We start from the raw sequence: 16,087 nt of genomic DNA, 5'->3' as shown, positions 1-16,087 counted from the left end.
GTCAGTGACCGTAGAGTTTCATGAGGCGATTGATGACCTGTTGCTCGTTTTTCTTGTCCGACTTACCGAGGATCTCTATTCCGTCGGACGTCTCCTGGAAGAATACACGACCACCATTACTGCCCCGTAGGTACCGTATATTCGACCCCGGTAGAGTCTTGCTACCGATTCCCGGATTGTCGTTGCCTTCTCGATACTTGGCCACGAGGTCGTCCAGGTCGTGCTGAACCCTCTCGTCCTTCCCTGCCTTCTGGGCGGCCCGGACGAGGAGTGGGTCATCGTGAATCCTCGACGTGACCTTGACGCACTTGAGGCCATGCGGGTCGGCCCACCCCATCGGATTGACCACATATCCATGGTGGTTGGGAGCGGGGTCCAGGCCGAGGGGGTCTGGGGTGACGTAGCGGGCCGTTTCCGGGTCGTAGTGGCGGAAGTAGTTGTAGTGCAGGCCCGTTTCGGGGTCGGCGTATTGGCCGGGGAAGCGGAGGGGGCAGTCGACCGTTGATGTGCTTGCCCCGGTGGGGAAATCTGTGCCCCAGAGGGTGGTGCGGTGTTGCCAGGCCAGGTCACCGGCCGCGGTGACCAACTCCGTTGGGGTGCCGACCAGGTCCGTGATGATGGCGTGGAAGCGTGGTGTGGTGTCGTCATCGGCTCCGGTGAATTTCTCTATGAGGGATTCGCCGGGCTCGCGCACCAGTGACGTGTGGTCGGTTTGGGTCAGAGGGCGGTGGGTGTCCGGGGTGTAGTCCCAGGTGGTGTGGTTGCCCTCTGGTGTGGATTGTTCAGCCAGGCGGGTGTCTTCCCATGCGAACGTCAGCGATTCCGCCACCGTGCCGTCCTCGGCCAGGCGTTGTTTGGATATGCGGCGGCCGAGGGGGTCGTAGGTGTAGTGCCAGTGGTCGCCGTCCGGGGTTGTCGCGTCCGTCAGGCGGTCTTCCGCGTTCCAGGTGTAGGTCCAGGTGCGGGTCTGGCCGTTGAGGAGTTTGCGGGTGCGGCGGGTCAGGCGGCCCTGGGTGTCGTGTTCGTACGTCGTGCGGCCCGCTCGGTGGATCACTGTGCCGGTGAACTCGCGGTCGCCGGGGGACGCGTGGTCAGGGGCCGTGGCATTCGTGAGGTTGCCCGCCGTGTCGTAGGCGTACGTCTCGGTCCAGCCGTGCGCGTGGACCGCCGTCACGCGGCCGGACGGGTCGAGGTCGAAGCGGCGGGTGCCCGAGGTCAGTTCGCGGATCTCGGTGAGGTAGCCGTCCGGGCGGTAGGCGTAGGAGCGGTGTTGGAGGATGCGGTTCGCCTCGTTGCCACGGCCCTCGGCGATCGTCTGGGTGGTCAGGCGGTCTGACCCGTCCCAGGTCTGCGTCAGTGTCACGGACTCGCCGAGGTGGCGTTCCGTCTCGCGGCCCGCCGCGTCGTACGTGAAGGTCAGGGTGCCCGCCGTGCCCGCCGCCAGTTGGCTGGGGCGGCCCGACTCGTCGTAGGTCCAGGCGCTCCTCAGGCCCGAGGGCATCGTGCGTTCGGTGCGGCGGCCCACGGCGTCATACGCGTACGTCGTCGTCCGGCCGTTGACCGTTTCCGACAGGACTCGGCCCAGCGCGTCCCGTTCGAGGGTCAGCTCGACGTCCGGATTCGCCGCTCGCGTCAGGGCGCCCTGCGCGTCATAGGCATACGTCGTCCGTGTGCCCGCCTCGTCGCGCTGTTCCGTCGTGCGGCCCAGCGCGTCCCGGGTGAAGTGCAGCGTCTCGCCCGCACCATTGGTGCGGGTCAGCAGGTCGCCCGCCGCATCGTGGGTGTAGGCCACAGTGCGGCCGTTGAAGTCGGTCTCGGAGGTGAGCCGGCCCGCCGGGTCGTAGGTGTAGGTCCAGGTCAGGCCCTGAGGGTTGGTGACCCCGGTCAGCCGCAGTTCGGTGTCGTAGGCGAAGGCGTACCTCGCGCCGTCCGGTTCCGTGCGGGTGGCGGGTACGTCGAAGTGGGTGGACGTCTGGTGGGTGGTGTGGCCCGCCGGGTCGGTGTGGGTGAGGAGATTGCCCTCGCCGTCCCAGGTCCAGCTCTCCCGGGCGCCGTCCGGCTCCTCCCGCCACGCCGGTTTGCCCTCGGTCGTCCAGCCCATACGGGTAATGTGGCCCAGCGGATCCGTCGCCTCCACCACCCGGCCGAAGGCGTCCCGCCGGACGCTCGTGGTGTGCCCCAGCGGGTCCGTTACGGCGATGGGCAGCCCTGCCGCATCCGGGGTCAGACGCGTGGTGTTGCCCAGCGCGTCCGTCACCTCGGCCAAGTGGCCCCGGTCGGTGTACGCGTAGGTGGTGGTCGACCCCGTCGGGTCCGTGGTGGCGGTCAGATTCCCCGTGTCGTCGTACGTGTGGCGCCATGTCCCGCCGCCCGGCTCGGTGACCTCCACCGGCAGGCACAACGCGTTGTACGTGGCCTCCGCCCGCGCCCCGTCCGGCAGGGTGACGCCGGTCAGGTTGCCGTCCTCGTCGTACGCGTAGCGGGTGGTACGGCCCAGGGGATCCGTCACCGCGACCTTACGGTCGCCGCGCGCGTCCCATTCCGTCAGCGTGGTGTGGCCCAGCGGATCGGTCTCCTCGATCAGCTGCCCATCGGCGTTGTAGCGGTACGACGTCGCGTGGCCGAGCGAATCCGTGTAGACCGTCGTCCGCGCCGCGTCGTCGTACTCCAGGCTGCCGTTGAAGACGCCGTCGCTGCCCTCGGTGCGCACCACCTTCCCGTCCGGCCCGTAGACGTACCGGAACGACGTGCCATTGCGGTCCGTCCAGGACGTCACCCGCCCCTCGCCGTCGTAGGTGAACCGCAGGGGCATACCGCTGGAGTTGATGACCTCGGTGAGGTTGCCCGCCTCGTCATAGCCGTAGCGCATCACCACCGTGCCGCCCTCACGGCCCTGCTCGGGGGTGTAGACCGACGGCGGCTCATCCAGCAGCCGGAGCGCCGTGACCCGCTGGCCCTCGGTGTCGATGGCCAGGTAGTAGCCCCCGGAGTGGCGTATGGCCAGCGGGTTCCCGCCCGAGGCGCGTTCGATGTCGATGCGCGCGCCATTGCGGTCCTGAAGGCTCTCCAGGGCCAGATAGACCGCGCCCGCCTCCTCCGTCGCGGCGGGACGGACGAACGTCCGCACCACACCCGCCTCCGGATCGGTGACCGTCATGACGCCGTCCGGCTTGCCGTCCCACTCCAGCGGCCACCGCGCGCCCTTCGCGGGCAGCGTCGGCACCCCCGGCTCCGGCACCGGATACACCAGCCGCATCCCGTCCGCCGCGGCGAACACCACGCCCTCCGCGTCCAGTTGGACCCGCTCGTCCAGCAGACTGGCCCACGTCGGGCCGAACCACACCCCGCCCCGGTACGAGGACACATGGGTACGCTCGAAGACCAGCGGCAGCGACCCCGGCAGCGTCAGATCGGTCTGCTCCATCAGCATCGCACCCGTCGCGATGTCGATCGGCTCACCCGTGCACGGGCACTTCTTGGCCGGGCGGGCGGCCGGGCCCTCCTCGATGAGGTTCGGCCGCAGCGAGGGCACCTTCGGGGGCCTGAGCAGGTCCGGGACGCCGGTGAGCTTCGGCATCACACCGGGCTTGAGCACCCCGAACCCGGCGCCGAAAATACCCCCGTCGATCATGCCGTCCTTGGCCGCCTGGTTGACCTCATCCAGGCTGAAACCCTGCTGCTGCCCCAGGGCGATCTTCACCGGCTGGGCCACCGCCGCGTCGATCGTCACCGACAGCACGCTGGTGAAGACCGCACCGGTGAAGATCTCCGCGGCCAGCGTCGCCACCGCCTCCTCCACCGCGATGCCCAGCCCGCTCGCCATCGCGATGATCTCCGCGGCCACCTCGTCCGAGGCGCCCCCGGTGAACGGGGTCAGCAGGAGACCACCGACCAGCGCGGCCGCGTCGATCGCGATCTGCGCCTTCAGCGCGTCGATGGCGTCATCGACCTTGTCGGCGAACTTCTCCAGGAACTTCGCCATGTTCCGGGCCGACTTGGCGAGATTACTCAGCCACCCCTCGTCCTTGCCCTTGGCATAACGCCCCCAGAACGTCTCAAAGGCATCGATCGCCTCACCCTTGTTGTGGTGAATCAGCGTCGTGGCCGCCTTGTCGGTCGCCACCCGCACATCGTCCACACTGTCGGCGAACGTCCGCCAGGCATCGGCCGCATGCCGCAGGGTGCCGGAGTTGGCATCCGGCCACCACATGCCCAGCTTCATGAGGAGGGCCTTGGCCTTCTCCTCGATATCGCTGCCGAAGCTCACCGATGGCCGCCCGCGCCTGGCCCATGGGCGGAGCCGTGCTTGGCCTTGGTGAACATGCCCTCGATCAGCTTGTCGTTGTCGACATGCCCATCGGCCATGTCGTTCATCGCCTCGTAGATGCTGGTCAGTCCGAGGACGAGAATCCCGGCCGCCGACTCGATGTGCTTCTGGTTCGGCTTGTACTGCTTGGCGAAGTCCTTCCCCGGCTTATCGTCCCCCCATGGCTCGCCATAGCCGTCCAGCGTCGAGATCAGCGTGGTCAGCGCCTCACTCAGCTTCACCGCCTGGTGATGAAAGGTCGGCGCGACGGACTTGATGTCCGCCACCTTGATGTCCAGAACCTTGCCGCCGCCCCCGCTGCCCATGCGACGCCCCCTCGACCGAACGAACCTATGGCAAAAGGTTCATTATATGAAGGGGTGAACGAGGCTCGGCCAATCTGAGGTATGGCATGTGCAAAGCCGTGGTCATATGTGCCAGCCAGGTCGAGCACTCGCTGTCTGCCGCCATGGGATCAGGGGTAGGTTCAATTCCTGTCGTCAGCCTGCCTGACGCGGGCCATGCCCGCCTCCGGTTGAGGTGGTCGAGCGGGCCATTGCTACACAATGCAGTTGCCTCACGGCCAAGCCGCCTGGTGGTGGTGTGGGAGCCGCCTGAGGTGGCTCCCACGCGGTGCGGTCGGAGCTCCGGTCGACTACATGCGCGCTCGGGGTACCGGCACCGGGAAGACTGTCTGGATCACCAGCTCACCGCCCATCGATGCTTCGGTTCGCCCCCATGTACCGAGTCCCCCGCCGGGCACTCGAGCCTGCGAGAAGCGCTTCACTACAGCAGTCGGCCCATGCCATACGACGATTCCCAACCGGCCGTCGGACGCCCCAGGCTCCGGTCGTACAGGCTCGGCTTTCAGGGGCCGGTTGTGGGTTCACAGGCCGTGCTGGTCCAGGAGCCGCATCAGGTTTCGTTTGCGCTTCTGGTCGGCGCGCAGGGCGGTGAGGTACGTGGTGAACTCGTCCTGTGTACCCAGGCGGCGGTGGCAGTCGCGGATGCTCAGCAGCAGGCTGGTCAGCTGCTCGTAGGTCGCGTTGCCCGTCTGCTGCGTGAGGGGTTCGGCCAGGCGCCGGTAGACGCCGAGCGCGTCGGCGGGGCGGGTGGCGCGGGCCTGGTCGGCGAGCGTGAGCCACTGTTGGTCGTGGGCGCCGGTCTCGGTGGCGGCTTGCCAGGCCGCGTCGGTGTCCTTGTCGTCGAGCAGGACGTCGATCAGGATCGGGCCGCAGTACCGGGAGGGCTGTTGCTGCTCCGCGTCGGCACGCAGCAGAGCCAGCGCTCCCTCACGCTCGGCCGGCCAGCAGTCCGCGGCCCGGGCGGCGGCTCGCAGTTGCTGGTACGCGAGCAGGGTGCGGCGGGCGCCGAAGTGGTCGCGGCGCAGGGCGACGGCATCGGGGAGCCGGTCCGCCTGCGCGTAGCGGTCGCAGAGGTAGTCGACGAGGGCGGTGTCGATGACGGCGAGGTCGCAGGTGCCCCGGGTTTCCTGGATGCCACGTTCCGCCCAGCGCAGGGCCTCGTCGGGGCGCCGGGCGGTGTCCAACTCGTGGGCGATGACCAGGTGTGTGTGGCCGTTCGGTGAGAGGTCGGCCGCATGCATGGCGATCACCGCGTCCACGTCACCTCCCGCCTTGGCCAGACGCTCCATCAGGTACTTCTCCGCCCAGCCGCGGCGGTTACCCCGCCACGCCTCGACCGCCGACTTCCGCAGGACGGCCATCCCCTCATCGCCGAGGATTTCCTCATAGTCGAGCGGATCGATGTTCGTCAGGCCGTCATCCACGTCGCCGAGCGCATGGCCCACCAGCCAGCGCGCGAGTTCCCCGGGGTCGGGGCGTGCCGCACGGCACGCTTCGAGGTGGGCGTCGGCGAGGTCCGCACCGACCTGCCCGAGCCATCCGTCCGAGTCGTCGACGCTCTCCACCGCGTCGGCGAGCAGCTTCATCGCCTCCCGCGCCAGGGTGACCGCGTCGTCGGCCCGGCCCGAACCGGTGAGCGCGCCGATCGCGGACACCGCCTGCCCGGCCTGATCGGCGTAGGCGCGGGCATCGGCGTACTCGACGTACCCGTACTGCGCGAACGGTGAGATGTCCAGCAGATCGCGGATGCGGGCCCGGACCGCGGCGAGGTCGCCGCGAGCGCTCGCGGCCCGAAGCTCCAGGCGGCGGCGCAGCTGCCGGTCCTCGGTGATCAGTTCCCGTACGAGGGCGAGTAATGAGTCCTTGGACAGGGCGGACAGCCACCCGTCAAGGTCCTGCGCACGGTCCCGGGCCGCCTTCCGCTGCCGCGGCAGGCTCTCCCGCTGGGCGAGCACCGTCAGGCCGAGGGCGACCAGATGCTTGCAGAAGTTGCCCTCCATGCCGTACGGGCAGTCGCACTCTCCGGACAGCCCATGTCCGTTCCCGGTATATCTGCAGTTTCCCGCCGGGTCTGCGGTGCGAAGTGAACGAGTCCCGGACAACCTGCGCAGCGAGCTGCCCCACCGGCCCGCGAGGAGTGGCGAACCGGATTCTGGCGGGCGGTTTGAGGGCCATGTTCAGCGCAGGCGTCCGTGCGTTCGCCTAACGGCGGTGGTTTTGTCGGAAGGGGCCGCGGCGGTGCCGTACTACCTCGTGGAACCGTGGCGAGCTGTTGGTGCTGGCACTCTCGCGCTTGGCAGTCAGGATGGCTGTACTTCGTCGAAGAGGGCGAGGGCTTCGGCGGGGTCCGAGCTCACGAGGCGTTCCAGACCGGCCGTCGTGATCTTCGCCCACTTGCCGGCCCGTGCCCACATCTGTTCCTCGAAGGCGCGGACGGCCTCATCCAGATCCCCAGGGCCGGTGGCGATGGACTCGGCGAGTTCGGCGCCCTCCAGCATCGCGAGGTTCGCGCCCGCTCCCAACGGAGGCATCAGATGGGCGGCGTCGCCCAGGAGCGTCACCCCGGGGACGTGGGTCCAGGTGTGGGACACGGGCAGAACGTAGAGAGGGCGGTGGACGAAAGCGGTGCCGGGGCGGAGGAGGTTGCGGACGGGAGCGGCCCAGCCGTCGAACAGAGCCAGCAGACCCGATCGCACGGCCTCGACGTCGGCCAGGTCCAGGTTCGCGTGCCAGTCCAGCGGCGCGCGGAACTGGGCGTACACCTTGACGTGGCCGCCACTGTTGCGCTGGGCGACGAGTACTCGGTTCGCGCCGTATACAGCTACGGAACCGTCGCCGATCAGCCGGGCGAGGTCGGGGTGGCGGGTGTCGATGTCGTCGAGGGAGGTCTCGACGTAGGTGACGCCGGTGTAGTGCGGTGTCGCCGACGAGACCGCCGGGCGGACCCGGGACCAGGCGCCGTCCGCGCCGACCACGAGGTCGAACGTCTCCTGCCGCCCGTCCGCGAAGTGGACCAGTACGCCATCCTGGGTCCCCGGCACCACCTGCGTCACGCCCCGGCCCCACTGGACGTCGAGAGGGCCGAGTAGCAGGTCACGGAGTTGCCCACGGTCGATCTCGGGATTGGCCCGGTCATCTGGACGGGGTCGCCAGTCGCGCAGGACGGTCCCGGCCGTGTCCAGGATGCGCATGGCCTGCCCCTCGGGACGAGACAGCGCCTGGAACTCCGCCAGCAGCCCTGCCTTGTCCAGCGCGAGCTGGCCCATCCCTTCGTGCAGGTCCAGCGTGCCGCCCGGGGGTCGAGCGTCGGGGGCGGGATCGCGTTCGAGAACGGTGACAGGGTGGCCATGGCGGTGCAGGACACGGGCGAAGGCAAGGCCGGCAGGGCCGCCCCCAACCACAGCGATGCGGTATCTCATGTCGATACACTGTATTTCTCCAATGCACTGCATCGCAACAGTACGATGTGCCCATGACTGTGTGGGACCGACCGGAGCCGCCGACTCGCCCCGTGCCGCTCGACCGGGAGCGGATCGTGGCCGCCGCCATCGCGCTGGCCGACGAAGGTGGGTTGGAGGCGGTGTCGTTGCGCAAGGTCGCCGGCCGGCTGAATGCCGGTCCGATGCGGCTGTACGGATACATCTCCACCAAGGAGGAGCTGTTCGACCTCATGGTGGACGAGGTCTACGCCGAGATTCTCCCCGAGGAACAGCCCGGTGACTGGCGGGAGGCGCTGCGCATCCTCGCCCACCGCACCAGGCAGGCAGCTCTCCGTCACGAATGGCTGGCCGACCTGCTCGGCCGCCGCCCGGCCCTGGGCCCGAACGGCCTCGCCGTGACCGAGGCCACGCTGGTCGCCCTCGACGACCTCACCGACATCGATACCGTCATGCGAGCCGTGGAGACGGTCAGCGCCTACTTCACCGGCGCGATCAGGCGCGAGATCACGAACCTACGGACCGAGCGCGCCACGGGCCTGTCCAAGCACGACTGGCAGCGCGCCCACGGCCCGCATGTGACAAGAATGCTGGCCACCGGCCGCTTCCCGGCACTGGCCAAGGCCGTGTACGACGGCACGGATGTGGACGCCGAGACATCCTTCGCGACCGGCTTGGACTGGGTCCTCGACGCCGTGGCCGCCAAACTCACCCGGCCGTCGACGTGACGCTCAACTCCTGCCGAATGTGAGCGAGGTCGGGGGTCGGTGTCCACGGGAGGTGGGGCTTGCGCCGCCACCACTTCATAACGCTGCCCAGCGACGGGGGATCGCGCCGGACTGTGTAATCACCTGGACGAGGGGTTTGGTCCCATTCGAGCTGCCCAGTCCCTGCCGGTCTGCAAAGTGGCATACATGGGGCTGGGTGTGCTGGAGGGGACGAAGCCGTCACAAGTAGACGGCTTCGAGGTCGGCTGGCGAGACGACCAGGGCGAACATCGGCTGCCGTTGGCGGATGCGGTCTCGGTGCCGTTCGAGGCCGGGCGGCCGGTCCGCGACTTCCCGTCATATCGCGGGCAGCGGCATTTCCCTGGGTTGTATTGGTCGTCGACGACCGGTGGGCACGTGGGATTCGAGTCCTGGCTGGAGCGGGATCACGCGATGCTGCTCGACTTCACGCCACAGGTGATGGGGCTGCTGTCGCAGCCGTTGTGGCTGTTCTGGGAGGACGAGCGGGGCAAGCGGGTCTCGCACGCTCCGGACTACTTCGCTCGCTTCAAGGACGGGCGGGGGCTGGTGGTGGACTGCCGACCCCTGGACCGGATCGACGCACGGTCGGCGGCCAAGTTCGCGGCGACACGGGCGGCTTGTGAGGCGGCGGGGTGGGGATACCGCGTCGTCGGCGAGGTGGATCCGGTGCGGATGGCGAACGTCCGCTGGCTGGCGGGATACCGGCATCCACGACACGGGGCCGATGAGGGGCTCGCCACCCAGTCGCTCGCCCTGTTCTCGATGCCGTCGCCGCTGGTGACACAGGCTGCGCTGCTCGGTGATCCCATCGCGGTGTTGCCGACGGTGTTCCACCTGCTCTGGCTGGGACGGCTGACAGCGGATCTGTCGCACCCCCTGGCGGATGCCACGCTGGTGTCACGTGCGGAGGCCCGGTGAGCGGGCACCCAGGGGCACGGGCAGCGTTGAGGGTCGGGGATCGGGTGCGCATGGATGACCGGCTGCACACGGTCGTGGGCCTGTCCGGGACGACAGTGCGGCTCCTCGACGAAGCCGGGTCGGCGAGCCTGGTGTTGCTGTCGCATCTACTGGTCTCGGAAGGCTTTGAGCTCATCGGCCAGGGAACCGATCAGGGCCGCATGCCGCCGTTCGCGTTGTTGGACATCGTGCCGGAGCGGGAGGCCGAGAAGGCGGCAGCCTGGGAACGGCATGTGACCGAGGTGGAGTTCGGCAGGCCGCTGGATGCTGACCCCACAGCCCTACCTCGTCCGGAATATGACCCGGCCCGCCACACGGTGGAGGAGCGGGTGGCGGCCAAGGCGGCGGAACTGCGGGCTATCGGCTGGCAGGCAAGTGTGGGGACCGTTCAGCGGATGCGCAGGCGCTACCGCGAGCAGGGTCTGTGGGGCCTGGTCGATCACCGTGCGACTCGTCTGTCCTCACCGACGGGACGGGCCGATGACCGGGTCGTGGCCGCCGTCACGGAGATCCTGGCCGCGACGACGAACGAGTCCACTGGCACCCGCGGCCGGCTACGTCGGCGGGTGGAGGCGCTGCTGGCGGAACGGCATGGGCCGGGCACAGTGGCGATGCCGTCGAAGTCGGCGTTCTACCGGCTCGTCGAAGCGATGAGCGAGGGTACGCACGCCTTCGATGAGGCCACATCCCGCAGGTCAGCGGCTCGCCGCCCGCCAGGAGCGTTCACCCCTTCCTCGGCCTGCCGCCCCGGCGAGATGGTGCAGATGGACACGACACCGCTGGACGTGATGGTGGTCTTGGAGGACGGGGTGAGCGGACGCCCGGAGCTCACGATCGCCGTCGACGTGGCAACGAGGTCGATCTGCGCTGCGGTGCTGCGACCGGCAGGGACCAAGGCCGTGGACGCCGCGCTGCTGCTGGCCAAGATGCTGGTCCCGGAGCCGTTGCGGCCCGGCTGGTCGGACGCGCTGGCGATGTCGGCGACGCTGATCCCCCACCGAAGGCTGCTGGACATCGACGCCCGCTTGGAGCAGGCGGCCGCCAAGCCGGTGATCGTGCCGGAGACGATCGGCATCGATCACGGCAAGGTGTTCGTCTCCGACACTTTCCTGACCGCCTGCCGGTCGCTGGGCATCTCCGTCCAGCCGTCCCGCCCGGGCACCCCGACTGACAAGGGAATCGTCGAGCGGACGTTTTCCTCGATCAACACGCTGTTCTGCCAGCACATCCCTGGTTACACCGGTTCGAACACGACCCGCCGTGGCGCCGGGGTCGAGGCCGTATGGACGCTCGCGGAACTGGACGACCTGTTGCAGGAGTGGATCGTGGCCTGCTGGCAGCAACGGTCACATGAAGGACTGCGCAGCCCGTTCCTACCGGGCCAGCCCATGTCTCCCAACGACGCATATGCCCTGCTGGTCTCCCGCACCGGCTACCTGCCGATGCCGTTGAGCGGCCCCGACTACCTGGAGCTGCTGCCAGCACTCTGGCGGTCGGTCAATGACTACGGCATCCGCATCGACCACCGCACCTACAACTGCCCCGGACTGAACCGTCTACGGCGTCGCTCCTCGGGAGTGACCGCCAAAGGCGGGCTCTGGGAGGTCCACTACGACCCCTACGACCTGTCCCAGGTCTGGGTACGCGACGCGCGCACCGGAGAGTGGATCACTGTTCCGTGGACACACCGACACCTGGTCTCCGCGCCGTTCGCTGACTTCACCTGGCGTCGGGCCCGGGACCTGCTCGCGATGCGGTGCCGGGACGACACCGACCAGGCCGCCGTGGCCGCCGCAGTAGACCAGTTGCTGACCCGGGCGGAAAGCGGGCCGGACCGCCGGATCGCGGCCCGCACCCGCGCCGCCCTGGAGCCCGCTCGGCCCGTGGACGCGCTGCCACAGGCACCTGCTCCGGAAGACACCGAGGATGAGACCACCGTCCTGGAACAGCCGTCGAACGTCATCCCCTTCGGCGTCTTCGACGCCTTCACTGACGGGAGCCGCCTGTGAGTCAGGCGCCGCCACAGGACATCGCCAATCCACAGGCGTCGCTGACCACGAAGGAAGGCTGGCGGGCGTTCGTCGACGAGAACCCCGAGCCCCCACCGTCCCTCCCACCCGGAACAGTCCTGGACGAGGACGAACTGGAGTCCTACAAAGAGGCGCGGATCGACTACCACACACGATCCGTCATCGTGAACACCCCCACGATCCGCGGCGTCGTCACCACCGGCCGCAAACGCATCGTGCTCAACCGGCACCAGGTCTCCGCCCGGCGCGGCCTGATCGTGTCCGGTTCGGCCGGCACTGGCAAGACCACCGCGATCACTCAGCTGGGCAAGAACGTCGAACAGATCACCCGGCGTCGCAACCCCGCCGCCGTCGGCGGACTGCCAGTCGTCTTCGTCACCGTTCCCCCAGCCGCCACCCCCAAGATGCTCGCAGGCGAGTTCGCCCGATTCCTCGGCGTCCCGCTGGAGCACCGCATGAGCCAGGTCCAGATCACCAACGCCGTCTGCGACCTGCTCGGCAAGCTCGGCACCACGCTCGTCCTGGTCGACGAGATCCACAACCTCGACCTGACGACCCGCCACGGAGCCGAGGCATCCGACCAGCTGAAGTACCTCTCGGAACGGATCGCGGCCACCTTCGTGCTTGCTGGTCTCGACGTCGAGACCAGCAGCCTGTTCCAAGGCACCCGCGGGCAACAGATCGCCGGCCGCTACACGGTCATCCCCTCTCGGCCCTTCGGCCACAAGAATCGCGCGGACAAGGAGCACTGGCAGGCCTTGGTGGCGACCATGGAAGACTCCCTGCGACTACACGCTCATCGCCCCGGCACCTTGGTCGCCATGACCGGTTACCTCCACGAACGCACCGGCGGGCTGATCGGCAGCCTTTCCCAGCTCATCCGCGAAGCCGCCGTCGACGCCATTGACGCCGGCACAGAAAAGATCACCAAGCGCATGCTCGACGAGATCGAGCTCGACCACGCCGTCCAGCAGTCCCAGCCTGATCACCGCCGCGCCAAGCGCACTCGCAGACCGAAGGCAGCCTGAGCAATGGAGCCTTGGGAAACCCCGGTCCGACTCCTGCCGCTTCCTCTGCCACCGGTCCACGGGGAGGTCTTCGGCTGGTATCTGCACCGCCTCGCCGCCGCCAACCAAGTGACGGCGGGCCAACTGGCGAAAGCCCTTACACCGTTCAAAAACGCGCAGGTCGGCAAGCGGACAGACACACTATGGCGCTGGACTCCGATGGTTCTGCCACGGCTGGCCATCCTGACGGGTCTTGCGCCCGAGACCCTCCGGATGCTGCTACCAGCGATCGCCAGGATTGAGGCGCGCACCGCTGGTGACGTCGTCCGCTACCGTCGGCGTCTCTACGTCGCCTGCTCACACTGCATGCATCGGCGCGGGATCACCGGGCCCGTCCTCGCCCACCGCCCCGCCGATCTCCAGCTCTGCCGCCGACACGGCATCTGGGTCGACGGCAATCGCCACTACCGCGTCGGCCACCTCCCAGAGCTCGTCACCGCTCAGCACCGCCACCGACGAATCGCCCGCCGCTTCCCCGACACCCTGGAAGCAGGAACGAAGGAAGCGCAGCACTTGGTCCGCTCCTGGCTCCTGAACAAGAACCAACCCCATCTGCTGTCACGCTGGAACGACCGCCTCACCCGGCTCCCTCCCAAGGAAGCCGTCTACGGGAACATCATCAGACGACGCGTCGACGAGCGGGAGTACATCGCCACCTATCCAGAGTTCGTCACGCTGCTGGGCATGGTGGCCGATCCTGTTTGGCGGGCACTACGGGCACCTCGCCGATGGACGAACCTCAGCCAGCACCGGCGCACCATCGACGCCGTCTACACAGAGGCCGAGCACAGGCTCAACGTCCCCACCCTCCGCGAAAAACTCCGTTCCCACGCCTTTTCCAACGACGCTCTCTTTCGCTGGACCGACTCCCTGGGACGATCACTGATGCTGGTGACGACGCCGGACGACTACGACGCCCTACGGGATTAGTCCCACCAGAACTGAAAGACTCCAGGTCACAGCCCCACCGTCCGACAGAACAAATGGGCCACCCCAGCTCGTCCACAAGCAGGCTCACCACCGTTCAGATCCACTGGGCCGCCCGGCTTCGGAATCGTCCCAGCAGAACTGACAAGGCCCAGCTCGGAGACACCTCATCCGTTCAGATCTTTTGGGAACGGACAGCCCACCTGGCCCGTCCAGCGTCAGCTCCACCTCGTACCGCTCCGTGCCATGGACACTCGCGGTGACCCAGCCGTCACCGACCTCGACTCCGGACACCGCGTCCAGGTAGCCGAGCCCGCGCTCGTAGGAACGGGGGCCGGCCAGCATTTTGAGGTTCGCCTCGGTGAGGCCGCGCATGCTTCTTCCGCTCTGCTGTGGTTGTGCTCTGATGCACCGCCAGCCTAGGAGAGGACAGGGGCGCGAGCTGACGACTTCGGCAGGCTTGGCCTCCAACCCCGGCACCTCAGTCGCCGGATGTGTTCGGCGGCCCTGTGCGGAGCGGTGCCGCCGGTGATGAGCACCCGGGCTTCCGGGTTCCTTCTTGCCCCGGATTCAGCGAGATTCGCGCTGCCCACCAGCAGGACCCGTGAGCGCTCCCTTGGCGTGGTGCCGCCGGGTTCCCGCAGCGCGGCTACCGCGGCAACCTGATATCCCCCTCCTGAAGCTCAGCCCCGGGTCGCAGGTGCTCCCCGGCCTGCCTCGCGTCGACACGGTGGCGGGCCTACTCCATGGCCCGGCCCGCGGTGCGCATCAGTTCACGGATCTTGCACCCGTAGATCTCGGCGAGGTTCTCCCCGGCGTAGCACAGCACCTCGTCGCCGTCGTAGTCGCCCTCGCAGGCGTCCCCTTCGATTCACCGGAAAGGCCGTCTGGATCACCAGCTCACCGCCCACCAATGGGTCGATTTGCCCCCATTCGCCGGGTCCCCCGCCGAGAGCACCTCGGCGAAGGTGCCGAAAGACCCCGCTACCAGGCACGATGCTGGATGCGGGGTCTTCGCGTATGCGCAACCGGGCGCGTGCCACGACCCGCAGGGGGTCGGAAACGGAACGGCACGCCCGGGTGACCGGGAGAACGGTGTCGTGACTGTCCGGCTACCGCCGGCTCAGCACCCGCTACCAACGACCCCCGCGAACCTGGGTCTCCTCGGTCTCGCCGCTGCCCTGTGCCGGGCGAAACGTTCCTGCCGCCTCACCGTGCAGGACATGATCTAAAACCGTGACCGCAGCGGATTCCCGCTCTCGCCGGGCGTCTCCGCCGAGAACACCCACGACAGCCTCGATCCGCAGCCGGTGGTCGGCGGCATCCCGCCCATCCGCTCCCGCCGCGGGCCGCGACGCCGACGCCTTGCCAACGCACTCCCGGACGGCCGAGAGATCACGCCACGCCGCAGCTACCGCCCTTGACGCAGCTACTGCCCTTGAGGCCGCAGTGTCTGATGACCGCTGTCCATGTCGAAGTCGCCGATGTACCACTTCCCGTTGACCTTGGCGGTTTCCACCTTGGCCGTGAAGGACTTCGGGTCCACGCCGTGCGAGCGGGACAGCATGATCGCCCGCAGGGGCTTTCCGTCGACGGTGATCTTGGCCGCCGGGACGACTGCCTTATCGCCCTTGGGAGTGGGCGCGTCGACCTTGACCGTCGGCTTGCCAGAGGCGTTCCGCGGCGAGAACGCCTTGCTCATGGACTTCAAACCGGGGGCCATCTTCTGCGTCGTCGACGCGTCGCACGTCTCGGGGGTGGCGGCCTTCGGGGACGAGCCGCTGCCCGGCTGCGCAGAGAGCAGGCATGCCTGCTTCGCGTCCTTCTCGATGACCGCGCTGACCCAGGCTCCGACCGCGGAGGGCACTGTGGACTGGCCGCCCGCCTGTGCGCTGGAGCCGCCGTCGCCCGACGAGGCACTGGAGTTGTCCGACGCGTCGGCCGAGGGGGAGGCGCTGCTGCTGTTCGAGGCGGAAGAGGAGTTCGAGCCGCCCGAGCACGCAGCCATGAGCGGCGCCGCCGCCAGCAACGTGGCCGCGGCGACCCGGATCGTTATCCCCTTGGCAGACTCTGATCGTGCCATGTCGTTCTGCTCCTTACACGTGCGGTGTTCACCTGGCATGTTGCCCGTGGGTGGCTGCGACGGGCAACGAGAGCCGAACGGCTGCACGAAACGCTACAACGCCGGCTACGTCGGAGGTCCACGCGGGGCGTTCCGCGGGGCGTCGCTGAATACGACCAACGCGCAA

10 protein-coding genes and 2 pseudogenes are annotated in these 16,087 nt (G+C 68.3%); 6 read left to right on the top strand and 6 right to left on the bottom strand.

Annotation, left to right across the window (positions count from 1 at the left end; all coding sequences use genetic code 11):
* Position 1: 1 nt before the first annotated feature.
* The 4 genes from KHP12_RS33770 to KHP12_RS33755 all read right to left on the bottom strand — a co-directional run bounded on the left by KHP12_RS33770 (position 2) and on the right by KHP12_RS33755 (position 8,090).
* Entirely contained in the window at positions 2–4,267 is a 4,266-nt protein-coding gene (locus KHP12_RS33770) for a DUF6531 domain-containing protein (protein WP_308289523.1), read from the bottom strand.
* Positions 4,264–4,632, bottom strand: coding sequence for a hypothetical protein (locus KHP12_RS33765; RefSeq protein WP_086881451.1), 369 nt, complete (start codon positions 4,630–4,632; stop codon positions 4,264–4,266). Before KHP12_RS33765 ends, KHP12_RS33770 begins: the two co-directional genes overlap by 4 nt.
* A 560-nt stretch (positions 4,633–5,192) precedes the next feature.
* Positions 5,193–6,773: an SWIM zinc finger family protein gene (locus tag KHP12_RS33760; RefSeq protein ID WP_372455246.1), complete on the bottom strand. Its 1,581-nt coding sequence runs from the start codon at positions 6,771–6,773 to the stop codon at positions 5,193–5,195.
* A gap of 198 nt (positions 6,774–6,971) precedes the next feature.
* Positions 6,972–8,090 carry an FAD-dependent oxidoreductase gene (locus tag KHP12_RS33755; protein WP_086885457.1) on the bottom strand — a complete coding sequence of 373 codons (1,119 nt, stop codon included), beginning with the start codon at positions 8,088–8,090 and terminating at the stop codon, positions 6,972–6,974.
* Between the two features lie 53 nt (positions 8,091–8,143).
* Here KHP12_RS33755 and KHP12_RS33750 point away from each other — a divergent pair, with 53 nt between their 5' ends.
* From KHP12_RS33750 to KHP12_RS33730, 5 genes are all read left to right on the top strand, one after another.
* A complete protein-coding gene (locus tag KHP12_RS33750; protein ID WP_086885456.1) occupies positions 8,144–8,836 on the top strand; it encodes a TetR/AcrR family transcriptional regulator in 693 nt (230 codons plus the stop codon).
* Positions 8,837–9,022: 186 nt separating this feature from the next.
* Complete coding sequence (locus tag KHP12_RS33745; RefSeq protein WP_086885455.1) at positions 9,023–9,775, top strand: TnsA-like heteromeric transposase endonuclease subunit; 753 nt, start codon at positions 9,023–9,025, stop codon at positions 9,773–9,775.
* Positions 9,776–9,825: 50 nt separating this feature from the next.
* Complete coding sequence (locus KHP12_RS33740; protein ID WP_167442746.1) at positions 9,826–11,823, top strand: TnsB C-terminal domain-containing protein; 1,998 nt, start codon at positions 9,826–9,828, stop codon at positions 11,821–11,823.
* Positions 11,820–12,872, top strand: coding sequence for an AAA family ATPase (locus KHP12_RS33735; RefSeq protein WP_086885453.1), 1,053 nt, complete (start codon positions 11,820–11,822; stop codon positions 12,870–12,872). The genes KHP12_RS33740 and KHP12_RS33735 overlap by 4 nt, the downstream gene beginning before the upstream one ends.
* A 3-nt stretch (positions 12,873–12,875) precedes the next feature.
* Positions 12,876–13,841 carry a TniQ family protein gene (locus tag KHP12_RS33730; protein WP_086885452.1) on the top strand — a complete coding sequence of 322 codons (966 nt, stop codon included), beginning with the start codon at positions 12,876–12,878 and terminating at the stop codon, positions 13,839–13,841.
* Positions 13,842–14,030: 189 nt separating this feature from the next.
* Here KHP12_RS33730 and KHP12_RS51495 read toward each other — a convergent pair.
* Positions 14,031–14,213, bottom strand: a pseudogene (locus KHP12_RS51495) (SWIM zinc finger family protein); the annotation flags it as partial.
* Positions 14,214–15,076: 863 nt separating this feature from the next.
* On the opposite strand from KHP12_RS51495, the pseudogene KHP12_RS33725 reads away from it, so the two are divergent.
* Positions 15,077–15,202: pseudogene (locus KHP12_RS33725) on the top strand (IS5/IS1182 family transposase); the annotation flags it as partial.
* Positions 15,203–15,267: 65 nt separating this feature from the next.
* On the opposite strand, the gene KHP12_RS33720 reads toward KHP12_RS33725, so the two are convergent.
* Complete coding sequence (locus tag KHP12_RS33720; RefSeq protein ID WP_211834011.1) at positions 15,268–15,921, bottom strand: hypothetical protein; 654 nt, start codon at positions 15,919–15,921, stop codon at positions 15,268–15,270.
* Positions 15,922–16,087: the final 166 nt, after the last annotated feature.

It is taken from the genome of Streptomyces asiaticus (assembly GCF_018138715.1).
Taxonomy (GTDB): Bacteria; Actinomycetota; Actinomycetes; order Streptomycetales; family Streptomycetaceae; genus Streptomyces; species Streptomyces asiaticus.
The sequence above is the reverse complement of the archived record's forward strand: the minus strand, read 5'-3'. Positions and strand labels throughout refer to the sequence as shown.